General features: G+C 67.8%; 13 protein-coding genes. 8 read left to right on the top strand and 5 right to left on the bottom strand.

What is annotated here, in order from left to right; translation table 11 throughout:
* Positions 1-74 precede the first annotated feature (74 nt).
* On the bottom strand, positions 75-593 hold the full coding sequence (locus ABZW96_RS04185) for a helix-turn-helix domain-containing protein (RefSeq protein ID WP_355071206.1): 519 nt from the start codon (positions 591-593) through the stop codon (positions 75-77).
* Positions 594-704: 111 nt separating this feature from the next.
* Here ABZW96_RS04185 and ABZW96_RS04180 point away from each other — a divergent pair, with 111 nt between their 5' ends.
* On the top strand, positions 705-1,877 hold the full coding sequence (locus tag ABZW96_RS04180) for an acetyl-CoA C-acyltransferase (protein ID WP_355071204.1): 1,173 nt from the start codon (positions 705-707) through the stop codon (positions 1,875-1,877).
* Positions 1,878-1,990: 113 nt separating this feature from the next.
* On the opposite strand, the gene ABZW96_RS04175 is transcribed toward ABZW96_RS04180, so the two are convergent.
* Both ABZW96_RS04175 and ABZW96_RS04170 read right to left on the bottom strand, forming a co-directional pair.
* Positions 1,991-2,329, bottom strand: a complete 339-nt coding sequence (locus ABZW96_RS04175) for a hypothetical protein (RefSeq protein WP_355071203.1) — start codon at positions 2,327-2,329, stop codon at positions 1,991-1,993.
* Positions 2,330-2,365: 36 nt separating this feature from the next.
* The gene (locus ABZW96_RS04170; RefSeq protein ID WP_355071201.1) at positions 2,366-2,755 is read right to left on the bottom strand and encodes a hypothetical protein; all 390 of its coding nucleotides are present in this window, start codon (positions 2,753-2,755) and stop codon (positions 2,366-2,368) included.
* A 106-nt stretch (positions 2,756-2,861) separates the two neighbouring features.
* Here ABZW96_RS04170 and ABZW96_RS04165 point away from each other — a divergent pair, with 106 nt between their 5' ends.
* Positions 2,862-3,848, top strand: a complete 987-nt coding sequence (locus tag ABZW96_RS04165) for an o-succinylbenzoate synthase (RefSeq protein WP_355071200.1) — start codon at positions 2,862-2,864, stop codon at positions 3,846-3,848.
* Between the two features lie 382 nt (positions 3,849-4,230).
* Here the strand turns inward: ABZW96_RS04165 and ABZW96_RS04160 are convergent, their stop codons facing one another.
* A complete protein-coding gene (locus ABZW96_RS04160; RefSeq protein ID WP_355071198.1) occupies positions 4,231-4,743 on the bottom strand; it encodes a TIGR04338 family metallohydrolase in 513 nt (170 codons plus the stop codon).
* Between the two features lie 103 nt (positions 4,744-4,846).
* Positions 4,847-5,692 (bottom strand): DUF2786 domain-containing protein, encoded by an 846-nt coding sequence (locus ABZW96_RS04155; protein ID WP_355071196.1) that lies wholly within the window; start codon positions 5,690-5,692, stop codon positions 4,847-4,849.
* 122 nt (positions 5,693-5,814) lie between these two features.
* On the opposite strand from ABZW96_RS04155, the gene ABZW96_RS04150 reads away from it, so the two are divergent.
* The 6 genes from ABZW96_RS04150 (at position 5,815) to ABZW96_RS04125 (ending at position 12,748) form a co-directional block, all read left to right on the top strand.
* Positions 5,815-7,116, top strand: coding sequence for an ABC transporter substrate-binding protein (locus ABZW96_RS04150; protein WP_355071194.1), 1,302 nt, complete (start codon positions 5,815-5,817; stop codon positions 7,114-7,116).
* Positions 7,117-7,238: 122 nt separating this feature from the next.
* Positions 7,239-8,186 carry a sugar ABC transporter permease gene (locus ABZW96_RS04145; protein ID WP_355072075.1) on the top strand — a complete coding sequence of 316 codons (948 nt, stop codon included), beginning with the start codon at positions 7,239-7,241 and terminating at the stop codon, positions 8,184-8,186.
* Positions 8,186-9,079 (top strand): carbohydrate ABC transporter permease, encoded by an 894-nt coding sequence (locus ABZW96_RS04140; protein WP_355071192.1) that lies wholly within the window; start codon positions 8,186-8,188, stop codon positions 9,077-9,079. Before ABZW96_RS04145 ends, ABZW96_RS04140 begins: the two co-directional genes overlap by 1 nt.
* 235 nt (positions 9,080-9,314) lie before the next feature.
* On the top strand, positions 9,315-11,603 hold the full coding sequence (locus ABZW96_RS04135) for a transglycosylase domain-containing protein (protein WP_355071190.1): 2,289 nt from the start codon (positions 9,315-9,317) through the stop codon (positions 11,601-11,603).
* Positions 11,604-11,854: 251 nt separating this feature from the next.
* Positions 11,855-12,313 (top strand): GyrI-like domain-containing protein, encoded by a 459-nt coding sequence (locus ABZW96_RS04130; protein WP_355071188.1) that lies wholly within the window; start codon positions 11,855-11,857, stop codon positions 12,311-12,313.
* Between the two features lie 9 nt (positions 12,314-12,322).
* Positions 12,323-12,748, top strand: coding sequence for a GyrI-like domain-containing protein (locus tag ABZW96_RS04125; RefSeq protein ID WP_355071187.1), 426 nt, complete (start codon positions 12,323-12,325; stop codon positions 12,746-12,748).
* The last annotated feature ends 10 nt before the right edge of the window (positions 12,749-12,758 follow it).

The following is a 12,758-nucleotide window of genomic DNA, read 5'->3' as shown; positions in this document are numbered from 1 at the left end:
GCGGCTCGGCAGCTCAGGTGTGGTCGCGGCATCGCAGGTCGACGGCCCGCTCGGCACAGCGCCGCGAGCAGGCATCAGTCTGTCGCGTCCACTCGACGGCGCTCGCGCCGCTGCTGGGCGTACTCCTCGTTGAGCCGTACGCCCAGTTCCTCGAGTTCGATCTCGCGGCCGGACTCGCTGCGCACCTGCACCCGCACCGGGGCGCCGGTCGACTCCTCGACCAAGAGCAGTGGGGCAGGCCCCGGCTGCAAGTAGGCGTCGCCCCACTGCATGAGCGCCAGCACGGCGGGCAGTAGATCTCGTCCCATCCGGGTGAGCACGTATTCGTGCCTGGTGCGCTTGCCTTCCTCTTGGTAGGGCCGTTTCGCCAGCAAGCCCGCCTCGGTGAGCTTGCGCAACTGGGCCGCGGCCGCCGCGTCGGTGATGCCGACGCGGCTGGCGAACCCGTCGAACCGCCGGGTCCCGTAGTACGCCTCGCGCAGGATGAGCACCGCCGAGCGCGTACCGACGATGTCCATCGCCTTGGCGATCGAGCATTCCTCGGCCTTCCACGCGCTGAGATCGGCCAACGGTCCTTCCATCACTGCTGCCATGACGAACATCATACCGGAGCTGACTTGTGTCAACTATTGCCAGGTGTAATCTGACTATGTGTTGATAGAGCCAGGCATGGCGGCCCGGCTCTCGGTCCGGAAGGAAGCACCATGAGAGACGCGGTGATCGTCGAAGCGGTACGCACGCCGATCGGCAAAGGCAAGCCGAACGGAGCACTGCACGATGTCAATGCGGTTGATCTGCTGGCCCACAGCCTGCGCGAGGTGGTGAACCGCAGCGGCATCGATCCCGCCCTCATCGATGACGTGATCGGCGGCGTCGTCACCCAGTTCGGCGAGCAGGGGGCGAATATGACACGGCGGGCCGCATTGGCCGCCGGATATCCCGAATCGGTCCCGGCCACCACCGTCGACCGGCAGTGCGGCAGCAGCCAGCAGGCGATCCACTTCGCCGCGCAAGGCGTGATCGCGGGCGCCTACGACATCGTGGTCGCCGCGGGCGTGGAGTCGATGGGCCGGATTCCCATGGGCGCCAATCTGGTCGGATCGGACGACATCTCCGGCGTCGGCTTCGCCGAGCGCTACCCGGAAGGCCTGGTGTCGCAGGGCATCAGCGCGGAGCTGATCGCGGCGAAATGGGGACTCACCCGCACCCAGCTGGACGAGTTCGCGCTCGCCAGCCACGAGAAGGCCGCGCTCGCCACCAAGAACGGCCTGTTCGCGCGGGAACTAGCGCCGATCAACGGACTCGCCACCGATGAGGGCATCCGGGTCGGTAGCACGCTGGAGACGCTGGGCGCACTCCGTCCCGCCTACTACGACCCGGCCATGGCCGCCCGCTTCCCGCAGATCGGCTGGGCGATCACGGCCGCGAGCGCGAGCCAGGTCAGCGACGGCAGCGCGGCGGTGCTCATCATGACCAGCGAGCGCGCGAAGGAATTCGGGCTGAAGCCGCTCGCCCGGCTGCACAGCTTCGCGGTGGCCGGCGACGACCCGCTACTGATGCTCACCGCGGTGATCCCGGCGACCAGAAAGGTCTTGCAGCGGGCCGGTTTGCAGCTGTCGGACATCGACCTGATCGAGATCAACGAAGCGTTCTCGCCGGTGGTCCTGGCCTGGGCGCACGACACCGGTGCGGACCTGGCGAAGGTCAACGTCAACGGCGGCGCGATCGCGATCGGGCACCCGCTCGGCGCGTCCGGCGCACGCCTGATGACCACGCTGGTCCACGCCATGCAGGACCGCGGCGCCCGCTACGGCCTGCAAACCATGTGCGAGGCAGGTGGTCTGGCGAACGCCACCATCGTGGAGCGGCTGGGCTGATCCGCTTCTGTCCCATCCGAATCCATGGGCGGATCTGTGGGCAGTTTTCGACCGGCACCCTCCGCTCGAAAACTGCCCACACCTGGGCAGATCGAACTCGGAGAAGCGGCAGATCAATACGAGACCAGCACGACCGCGATCAAGAAGCCGACCAGCCAGGATTCGAGGATCAGCGGCACCGCGATCAGCGGAGTCCAAGCGATCGGCCTCCGGTCGCGCACCTTCTCCAGGGCCGAGACGACCGCTGCGAGCACCGACGCCACGATGCCCGCCCAGGCGATGACCTGTGCCCACGGCAGGTACCCGACGCCTCGGCCCTCGTGTCCGTCGCGCAGGAGCACTTCGTAGAGCGGGACGAAAGCGGCCATCACCCAGCCGAATCCGAGGACGATCACCGACCCCAGCGCCACGCGCAAGGCATCGGCCGTTCGTCGCCGGATGTGCCACGCCATTGCTTCAGCATGACCGGTCAACGGCCGCAGGGCATCTCAAGCGCCTGTGTAGACCTGGGAAGCCAGCGCGACGCCGCCGGCGAACGACAGGACGATGAGCGCCATCGCCAGCACCGGCCAGTACCACATGTACCAACGCTTGATCGCGGCCAGAACGAGGATCGCGGTAACCCCGACGATCGCGGTCGCCGTCCCGCCCCATGACACCGCGAACGCCCAGCCGAGGTATTCGGTGCGGCAGTTGTCCTGGCCGCACGGATCTGAGGCGAAGGCGAAGAAGACGGTGAAATAGGCGGCGGCCGCACCCAGAACTACGGCGACGGAGTACAGCACGACGGCGAGTACGACGTCCCAGGTCCGCACCGGCCGCTGCCCTACGGGCGGCGTGCCGTACGGCCAAGGCTGCGGAGTACCGGTGTGGATCATGACGCCAACGATCCCGTCTCGCGCGCCGGGCCGACTCGGGGAAACTACTCGAGTCCGCATGCGCAATCCCGCGATCGGCCGCCGCAGCCGCATAAGCTGGTCGGCGATGAGCGACTCCGCAGCGCAGAACGTCGTCTACGCCATTCCGATGCGCACCCGCTTCCGTGGCATCACGGTGCGCGAGGGCATGCTGATCCACGGGCCGCTCGGCTGGGGCGAATTCTGTCCGTTTCCCGAATACGACGACCGGGAGGCCGCCGGCTGGCTGGCCACCGCCGTGGAGCAGGTAACCACCGGCTGGCCCGAACCGGTGCGGGATCGCATTCCGATCAATTGCACCGTGCCCGCCGTCGACCCGCGGCAGGCGCACGCGATCGTGGCCCGATCCGGCTGCCGCACCGCCAAGGTGAAAGTCGCCGACCACCCGGAATCGCTCGCCGAGGATCTGGCCAGGGTGGAGGCGGTCCGCGACGCGCTCGGCCCCAACGGCGCGATCCGAGTCGACGCCAACGCGGTCTGGGATATCGACACCGCGGTGCGCCACATCGAGCTGATCGACAAGGCCGCGGGCGGGCTGGAGTACGTGGAACAGCCGTGCCGCACCATCGAGGAACTCGCCGCGGTGCGCCGCCGCGTGGACGTGCGCATCGCCGCCGACGAATCCATCCGCCGCGCCGAGGACCCGATGCGGGTCGCGGTCGCCGGGGCCGCCGACATCGCCGTCCTCAAATGCACGCCGCTCGGCGGAGTCCGCCGCGCCTTGCAGGTGGCCGAGGCAGCCGGGCTGCCCTGCGTGGTCTCCTCCGCCTTGGAGACCAGCGTCGGCCTCGCCGCCCAGCTGGCGCTGGCCGGGGCGCTGCCCGAACTCGACTTCGCCTGCGGCCTGGGCACCTTGAGCCTGCTCACCGGCGACGTGACGCGCGGCTCCCTCCGTGCGGTCGACGGCTACCTGCCGGTCCTGCGCACCCCACCCGAGCCGGAACCGGAATTGCTCGAAAGCCATCGGCAGCCCGATGCCGATCGCGCCGCCTGGTGGCAGGACCGCTTGGCTCGCGTCAGTGCCCTCGCCGCACAGAAGAACCCGGCCACATAACGCGCGTGGTTGCAACGGGTCCACCTCGCACCCCCAAGCGACACCTGTGTTCGGGGTCAGGCAGGTGTGGCAGCGTGCACCGAACCCCTCAGGATCTGCTATACCCTGCTACTCCCGAGACCGAGACGAGCACGCGTACCAGCGGCGCAGGTAACGCACCAACTCCACGGCCAAGATCAACGCCGACCCGTTACTCGAGCCTTCTCCTACTCCAGCAGCGCACCTCGATCCCACCAGACCCTACACAGGACCGCTAGGCTCAACATCGCCTCATATTCGCAGGCAGGGCGGCCTAGCGGCCACGATGACAGCCGCCTGGATCGCCATTCCGGTCACCAGGTGAATGCCTGATCGCGAAACCTGGTAAAGAATCGCCGGCCGCTCACCCGATCCGGACGCCGCATCCCAGCATCGTCGTGCGCAAGAGCAACGCTGCCTCAGGACCGACGACGCCGTCTACGAGGTCCACGTAGCGGTCGCAGAATTCCGGGCCGTGCGGGGCTGCCGACTCGGGGGCGGATTCGAGGTGATGCGCCAGTTCGTGCAGGATGACCAATTCCCGCAGCGCCCACGCGGTGCCGCCGGTGTGCAGCGGAACCGCCAGAACGTTCCCGGCCGCCTCGTAGTGCGCGGCCGTTGTTCCGGCGCGAGAACGGACGCGCACCGCCGCGGCGGCCCGCTCCCAGCGCGCCCGCACCCAATTGAGCGCCAGCACCTTGTCCGTATAGCTCTGTACGGATTCCACCGAGGCGAAGCGGCGCTCGATCGGCAACGTGAGCTGCGAACCATAGAGTTCGACGGTGCGCACACCGTGCTCGTCCGCGCGATCGAACACCCCGCGTACCAACTGCTCGGCGTCGTAGACCTTGGCACGCTGGCCGTCGCGCACGGTCATCGCCGCGCCGCCGATCCCACGGGCGGCATCGGCCTGTCGCCGAGTTGCGCCGACCGGACCCCGGCAGCCGCTCGCCCGGTTCGGCCCGTGACGTCCACGCCGGTCAACCGCCCTCGGAAGAGTTCAACTTCTTACGCGCGGCGGGCAGTTCGGGCGAATTACCGATCCGTGCGGCCCGCCCCGCCCGGTCCCCCGCCGCCCGCGCCGCCGCCGAATGTCCCGCCGACTCCTGCGGCCCGCGCCAGGTGCCTCGCGCCTCCGACGTCTTCGCGTAGAAGTCTGTGAGCTCGATCTCCTTGTTCCGCAGGGCCAGCGCCGTCCCGGACACCTCGGCGTCGCGTGGCAACACTTCGGCTTCCACCTCTGCCTTGACCTCCGACAGCCGCCGCCCGATCCGCGCGGCGAACGCCATCTGGAAATTCAGCCGCGCCGTCACACCGGCGACCGGCGCCTGCACCCGGCGCCGCACCTGGCGACCCCACCGCTTCTCCACCACGATCTTCTCGACGGTGGCCGATCGGTAGGCCCCCGACTTGATGTACTGGTCGGACGCGCGCACCATCTGCACGAGCAGGCTGGCGTAGAGCGCCTCGCAGGTGTCGATGTCGGAGTCGAACCCGTAGGCGTAGACCTGCGTCGAAGTCCGGGCGACGTCACAGCGCACGTCGTTCGCGGCCGCGATCGCGACGAACAGCTGGACATAGGTGCGCAACCCGCGTTTGCCGGGCTCGCCGATCGGAATGATCCGCTGCACCGGTGTGGGCCTGCGCTCGCGTCCCGCGATGTGCGCCCGCGCCACGGCGAGGTCGATGGACGACTTAGTGGCCAGCCGCTGAGCAGCGGCGAGAAACGCCTCGGCCTCGTGTTCGTTGTCCGTGCACTCGGCCTTGCGCAGCAGCCCACCGATGCGCGTGAGCATCCGATCGGGAACCGCGTTCGGCGAAGACATCGCGCCCCAGCCTAGTGGGCGAGTTCCAGCCACTGTCCCGCACGCCGGATCGGCACCATGTATCTTGCCTTGTGCACCGGCAGGGTGTGCTGCCGCTCACGAACGATCCTGGAGTGTTTGCGATGGCTGTGAAGAAGGTGACGTCCCTACGTTCGTCGCTCGTACCGCGGGCCGCGGTGGCCCTCGCGGCGGTCGGGCTGCTGACCGCGACGTTCACCAGCGCCTGCTCCAGCGACAGCAGCGGGAGCCCGATCAGCCAGAATCTCACCGGTCGCGGCCCGATCACCTACGTCGAGGGCAAGGACACCACCGAGACCGGCGCGGTGAAGCAGCTGATCGAGCGCTGGAACGCCGCGCACCCGGACGAGCAGGTGACGTTCAAGGAGCAGTCGAACGACGCCTCGCAGCAGTACGACGACCTGGTCGAGCACATGCGTTCCAAGCAGTCCAACTACGACGTGGTCGCCTTGGACGTGCCGTGGACCGCCGAGTTCGCCGCCAAGGGCTGGATCCAGCCGCTGAAGGATTCCTTCGCCATCGACACCAGCGCGCTGCTGTCCCCGCCGGTCGCCAGCGCCACCTACAACAACACGTTGTACGCCGCGCCGCGCAACACCAACGGCGGCCTGCTGTTCTACCGCAAGGATTTGGTGCCGAACCCGCCCAAGACCTGGAACGAGCTGCTGGCCCAGTGCCCCATCGCGCGCCAGCAGAACATCGGTTGCTACGCGGGTCAGTTCGCGCCCTACGAGGGTCTGACCGTGAACGCGGCCGAGGTGATCAACGCCTACGGCGGCAGCTTCGTCGGCGCCGACGGCAAGACCCCCACGGTGAACAGCCCGCAGTCCCGCGCCGGACTGAAGGTCCTGGTCGACGCCTACAACAACGGCGACATTCCCAAAGAGGCCATCACCTTCAAGGAGCCCGAGTCCAGCAACGCCTTCGCGACGGGCAAGCTGATGTTCCTGCGCTCGTGGCCGTCCACCTTCGGTGACGTCGGCGGCGAGGCCTCCGCCGTGAAGGACAAGTTCGCGGTCGCCCCGCTGCCGGGGGAGAACGGCGTGGGCGCCTCCACCCTCGGCGGCTACAACGCGGCGATCAGCGCGTACTCCAAGAACAAGGCAACCGCGCTGGACTTCCTGCGCTTCCTGATCAGCGAGGACGCGCAGCACATCGTCGCCGCGGGCGCGCTGCCCTCGGTGCGCGCGTCCATGTACGACGACCCGGCGCTGATCGCGAAGATGCCGTACCTGCCCGCGCTCAAGGACTCCATCGCCAGCGCCGTGCCGCGCCCGGTGACGCCGTTCTACCCCGCCGTGAGCAAGGCCATCCAGGACAACGCCTATGCTGCGTTGAACGGAACCAAGTCCGTCGACGACGCGATCACCGGTATGCAAAAGGGCATCGAAACCGCTGGATCGTGAGCGGTTGAACGCAACGGACCCGACGAACCCGCAGGAGAGAAACGGTGTCGGATCCTTCGGGAACGGCGACTAGCGTGCCGGAAGACGAATTCGTTCCGGCCAGGCGCGGCTTCGCCGCCAGGCTGGCCTCGGAGCTGCGTCGCTCCGGGAAAGCCTGGCTGTTCGTCACCCCCGTCCTGATCGCGCTCGCGGTCGTCATCGGTTATCCCGTGTTCCGGGCGCTGTGGATGTCCTTCCAGAAGGACTCGGGACTCGACCCGGCGACCGGCATGTTCGTCGAAGGCGGCAACGCCGGGTTCGACAATTACACGCACTGGCTGCTGCAACAGTGCCAGATCGCGACCGGCGAGACGGTGCCGTGCCCGACCGGCAATCTCGGCTCGCAATTCTGGCTGGCCATCGGGGTCACGCTGTTCTTCACGGTCGTCACCGTCGCGCTGGAGGCCACGATCGGCCTCGGCATGGCCATGGTGATGGGTAAGACCTTCCGTGGCCGGGCGCTGCTGCGCGCGGCCGTGCTGATCCCGTGGGCGATCCCGACCGCCGTCACCGCGCGGTTGTGGGAATTCATGTTCCAGTACGACGGCGTGGTGAACCGCGTGCTCGGCACGCACATCCTGTGGACTTCGGACCCGTGGCCCGCCCGGATCGCGGTGATCGCGGCCGACGTCTGGAAGACCACGCCGTTCATGGCGCTGCTGCTGCTGGCAGGCCTGCAAGTCATCCCGGCCGACGTGTACGAGGCGGCTCGCGTCGACGGCGCGTCGGCCTGGCAGCGGTTCACCCAGATCACGCTGCCGCTGCTGAAGCCGGCCCTGCTGGTCGCGGTGCTGTTCCGGACCATGGACGCGCTGCGGATGTACGACCTGCCCGCGATCATGACGCTGGGCAACCCCGCCACCCGCACGGTATCCATCCTGGTGGTCGATCAGGTCCGGCAAGGCCCCAACAGCGCGGCCGCGTTGTCCACGATCACCTTCCTTTTGATCTTCGCCGTGGCGTTCGTGCTGGTGAAGATCCTGGGCGCCAACGCGGTTCGTACCCAGGAAGAACAGCGGGAGGCGCACTGATGTCCGTGCAGACAGCGGAGCAGGCCGTGACGAGCGAATCCGCCGCGGCGCCGGTGCCGTGGACCAAACGCATCGGCTCGGTACGGCTGTACCTGGGCGCGCTGATCGTGCTGGTGTGGGGGCTCGCGCCGTTCTACTGGATGGCGGTCACCGCGTTCCGCGATCCCGACTACACCTTCGACAACACTCCGTGGCCGACCCACGTGACGCTGGAGAACTTCCGCAACGCGTTCGACACCAGCCGCGGCAACGACTTCGGCAAGGCGCTGGTCAACAGCCTCGTCATCGGCTCCATCACGACGGTGATCGCGCTTGGGATCGGCGTGCTGGCCGCGTACGCGCTGGCCCGGCTCACCTTCCACGGCAAGTACGTGGTGTCCGGACTGATTCTCAGCGCCTCGATGTTCCCGGTGGTCGTCCTGGTGACCCCGCTGTTCCAGCTCTTCACCAACCTCGGCTGGATCGGCGAATACCAGGCGATGATCATTCCGAACATCTCGTTCGTGCTGCCGATGACGGTCTACATCCTCGCGTCCTTCTTCGCCGAACTGCCGTGGGAACTCGAAGAAGCCGCGCGGATCGACGGCGCCACCAAACTGCAGGCCTTCCGCTTGGTGATGCTGCCCCTGGCCGCTCCCGCCGTGTTCACCACCGCGATCCTCGCGTTCATCGCGGCGGTCAACGAATACCTGCTCGCCCGTTTGCTTTCCAGCGACAAGACCGAGCCGGTCACCGTCGCCATCGCCCGCTTCTCCGGCAACAACCCGCTGGTGCAGCCGTACGCGGCGATCATGGCGGCAGGCACGATCGTCACCATCCCGCTGGTCGTCATGGTCCTGATCTTCCAGCGCCGGATCATCTCCGGCCTCACCGCGGGCGGCGTGAAGAGCTGAGTCTTTTGCCGCTTCGCTCGAAACCCGTGGTTGAGCTGGTGTGGTGGCGTTGGCGGGATCGCTAGGGACAGATAGGTTCGCCGCTTCGCGCAGCACGCATATGGTCTGCGTGCACCGCTGTGTCAACGGCCCGAGAAGTGGAAACCCGGTTGTGAACGTACGCGGTAAACTCGGCCTTTCGATGCTCTTTTCCGTCCGTTCGTGCAGGTGAGTTCGTCCGACGCTCCGGGAGGAGATGATCGTGAGCTCGTTCCGCAAACCGCGTGAACGCAGGCGTGGCGCCAAGGGGGGTCCTCCGACCGCACCGTATGCCTCGATCGCGGGCTGGACGCAGCGGCCGGATACGGCGAACCGGAACGCGCGGGAGCGGCGCGAGCGCGCGGCGGCTCGCCGGAAATCGCGACCGACCGCGCCACGCCCCGCGGAGCCGGATCGTCCGCCGCGCAGCCGGGCCGAACGCATCCGTCGCCTGCTGCTGGCCTTGTTCATCATCTTCGGCGTGGTGCCCGCGTTGCTGTCGGTCCTGGCGTACTGGAGCGCCGAGATCCCGGATCCGAATGCGGTGCAGACCAATCAGATCGCGACCGTCTTCGCCGCCGACGGCAGCACCGTGCTCGCGAAAATCGTCCCGCCGGATGGGAATCGGACGCCGGTCCCGTTGTCCGATGTGCCGCGCCCGGTGCGCGACGCGGTGCTGTCGGCGGAGGACCGCAATTTCTACACCAATCCCGGTTATTCGACTTCCGGCTTCCTGCGCGCCGCGCGAGACAATCTGCTCGGCAAGGACAACGCGGGCGGCGGCTCCACCATCACCCAGCAGTACGTGAAGAACGCCTTTCTCGGCTCCGAACGCACGGTCACCCGCAAGATGCGCGAGCTGATCATCGCGGCGAAGATGGCACGGCAGTGGAGCAAAGACGACATCCTCGCCGCCTACCTCAACACCATCTACTACGGCCGCGGGTCGTACGGCATCGGCGCGGCGGCCAAGGTCTACTTCGACAAGCAGGTCGACCAGCTGACCCTCGCGGAGGGCGCGGTGCTCGCGGCGCTGATCCGCACGCCCTCGATCCTGGATCCGGAAACCCACCTCGCGGACCTGAAGGCGCGCTGGCGGTACGTGATCGACGGAATGGTCGAGATGGGCGCGCTCGCGCCGGGCGATCGGGACGCGACCACCTTTCCGCCGATCATCCCGCTCAGCCAGATCCCGGACGAGAACGTGGCTCGCGGCCCCGAGGGCCTGATCCGCAACCAGGTCGTGCGCGAGCTGCGCGACTCCGGCATCAGCGAGCGCGACTTGAACAAGGGCGCGCTGCAGATCACCACCACCATCGACGCCAGAGCGCAGCACGCGGTACTGGGCGCGGTGCGCGACCGGCTCGGTGCGCAGCCACCGGAACTGCGCGCCGCGGTGGTGTCGATCGATCCGCGTTCCGGCGCGGTACGCGCGTACTTCGGCGGCTACGACGGCATCGGCTTCGACTTCGCCCAGGCGCCGTTGCAGACCGGCTCGGCGTTCAAGGTCTTCGCGGCGATCGCCGCGCAACAGCAGAGCATTCCGCTCTCCCGCGTGCTGGACAGCTCCCCCGTGACCGACCGCGGTACCCGGATCACCAACGTGGACGGCGAATCGTGCGGCAGGTGCACCATGGCCGAGGCGCTCAAACGCTCGCTGAACACCAGCTTCTACCGGCTGACCATGACGATGTTCGACGGTCCTCAGTCCATCGCGGACGCGGCGCACGCGGCGGGGATTCCGGAGGAGCTGCCCGGCGTCGCGGGCAAGACCCTTACCGAGGACGGCGGGAAACCGCTGAACGGAATCGTCCTCGGGCAGTATTCGGTCCGGCCGATCGATATGGCCTCGGCGTATGCCACGATCGGCGCGTCGGGCGTCTACCACCGGCCGTACTTCGTGCAGCGAGTGGTGACCGGTGACGGGCGGGTGCTGCTGGATCGCGGCGAGCAAAAGGTCGGCGACCAGCCGCCCGCGGGTCAACAGCGCATCTCCAAGACGATCGCGGAGAACACCGTCGAGGCGATGCTCCCGATCGCGGCCTACTCCAACGGGCACGCGCTGAAGAACAACCGCCCATCGGCAGCCAAGACAGGTACCACGCAGTTCGGCGCGAGCGAGTCGAACAAGGACGCGTGGATGATCGGCTTCACCCCGTCGCTGTCCACGGCGGTGTGGGTCGGAACCGATCAGCCACAACCGATCCGCACCGCACGCGGAGCCGACATCTACGGCTCCGGCCTGCCCGCCGACATCTGGAAACAGGTCATGGACGACGCGCTCGACGGCGCTCCGATCGAACAGTTCCCTGGTGCGCAGGCTCCGGGCGCGCAAGCCCCGGCCCGGCCGAATCCGAGCAAGCCGCCCTCCGGCGGTCCCTACGACATCCTGAACCCACCGCAGCCGTCATCGCAGCGCGAGCCCGTCGTCATCATCCCGCCCAGCCCGCAACCGCCCAGCGAGGTCGAGATTTTCCCCGGACTGAGCATTCCGGTTCCTGGATAGCGATGATGCTGTGACCTTCCGTGGCCCGGCGGAACGCATGACATGGCAGCATCGTTTGCCAGAGTGAGAGCGAACAGCGAGTGCGTCGGAACGGGCCGACGCCGAAACCGCGAAAACAATGCGGAAGGATATGCGCCCGAGCGACGACAGCGCGGCGCGAGCGACGGGCCCGGAGGCGGTAGCCTGCGTCACCACGGAGGGCACCGGGACCGACGCCAATTGAGGACAGACGAGACATAGGGGCTACGCCGGTGGATTTCAATGTCGTTGACCAACCCGAGACGCTGGTGGCGGGAACAGTGCTTCGCAGCCCCGCGCTCGCGGTCGAGGGGCCGCGCCGCGCGAAAGTCGAAGAGGCGTGGAAGCGCAACCTGGCCCGCAAGCTGCCCGGACCGCCGACCACCGCGTACGTCGACCACGCGCCGGAGATCAATTCGTACCTGACCCATATCGTCGGCTACCGCTGTCACGGCTTGGCCGACCTGCAGCCCGGAGACGTGCTCGCCCGGGTGCCCGCCGGGCGCTTCGCCCGGTTCGTCGCCAGTGGAGACAATCTCGGCGACACCATCGTGAGCATCTGGCGAGCAGTGTGGGACGCGGAGGCCGCGGGGCGGCTCATTCGCGCTTATACCGGCGACTGGGAACACTATCCGGACGCACGGACGGTGGAAGTTTTCGTGGCAGTGGCAGACGATCAGGGCAACGGGTAGGAACAGACAGTGGACTTCGAGATCGTCACATTGCCGCAGAGCATGGTCGCGGGCCTGACCGTGCCGCTGGCCGGCCGGGAGGTGACCGCGCGTGACCTCGACCTGGTGAACTTCACCTGGGATCGCTATCTGGCGCGGGAGAAGAACGTGCCGCGGGTGGCGGCCTACATCGGTCAGAACGACCACGCCGTCGCCGTACTCGGCTACGAGATCGGCGCGATGGACGAGCTGGACTCCGGCGATGTGCTCACCATCATCCCGCAGGGCCGCTACGCCAAGTTCGTCGTCTCCGACAAGCCCTACGACCTGCTGCGCACCGCCTGGGCACAGGTGGCGAAGGCGGAGAACGCGGGAACCATCACCCGCTCCCACACCGCGGAGGTGGAGCGCTACACCGGCCCGGCGTCGGTGGAGGTCTACGTCTCGCTGGACTAGCGCGGACGCC

Origin of the sequence: Nocardia sp. NPDC004168 (genome assembly GCF_040610355.1) — a bacterium.
Lineage (GTDB): Bacteria > Actinomycetota > Actinomycetes > Mycobacteriales > Mycobacteriaceae > Nocardia > Nocardia sichangensis.
Note: the sequence above shows the minus strand (reverse complement) of the source record. Positions and strands in the feature narration are given on the sequence as shown.

Excerpts from the sequence above, each read along its gene's own strand:
- ABZW96_RS04185 (WP_355071206.1), bottom strand. The coding sequence starts at position 593 with ATGGCAGCAGTGATGGAAGGACCGTTGGCCGATCTCAGCGCGTGGAAG.
- ABZW96_RS04170 (WP_355071201.1), bottom strand. The coding sequence starts at position 2,755 with ATGATCCACACCGGTACTCCGCAGCCTTGGCCGTACGGCACGCCGCCC.
- ABZW96_RS04160 (WP_355071198.1), bottom strand. The coding sequence starts at position 4,743 with ATGACCGTGCGCGACGGCCAGCGTGCCAAGGTCTACGACGCCGAGCAG.
- ABZW96_RS04155 (WP_355071196.1), bottom strand. The coding sequence starts at position 5,692 with ATGTCTTCGCCGAACGCGGTTCCCGATCGGATGCTCACGCGCATCGGT.
- ABZW96_RS04150 (WP_355071194.1), top strand. The coding sequence starts at position 5,815 with ATGGCTGTGAAGAAGGTGACGTCCCTACGTTCGTCGCTCGTACCGCGG.
- ABZW96_RS04175 (WP_355071203.1), bottom strand. The coding sequence starts at position 2,329 with ATGGCGTGGCACATCCGGCGACGAACGGCCGATGCCTTGCGCGTGGCG.
- ABZW96_RS04165 (WP_355071200.1), top strand. The coding sequence starts at position 2,862 with ATGAGCGACTCCGCAGCGCAGAACGTCGTCTACGCCATTCCGATGCGC.
- ABZW96_RS04135 (WP_355071190.1), top strand. The coding sequence starts at position 9,315 with ATGATCGTGAGCTCGTTCCGCAAACCGCGTGAACGCAGGCGTGGCGCC.
- ABZW96_RS04140 (WP_355071192.1), top strand. The coding sequence starts at position 8,186 with ATGTCCGTGCAGACAGCGGAGCAGGCCGTGACGAGCGAATCCGCCGCG.
- ABZW96_RS04180 (WP_355071204.1), top strand. The coding sequence starts at position 705 with ATGAGAGACGCGGTGATCGTCGAAGCGGTACGCACGCCGATCGGCAAA.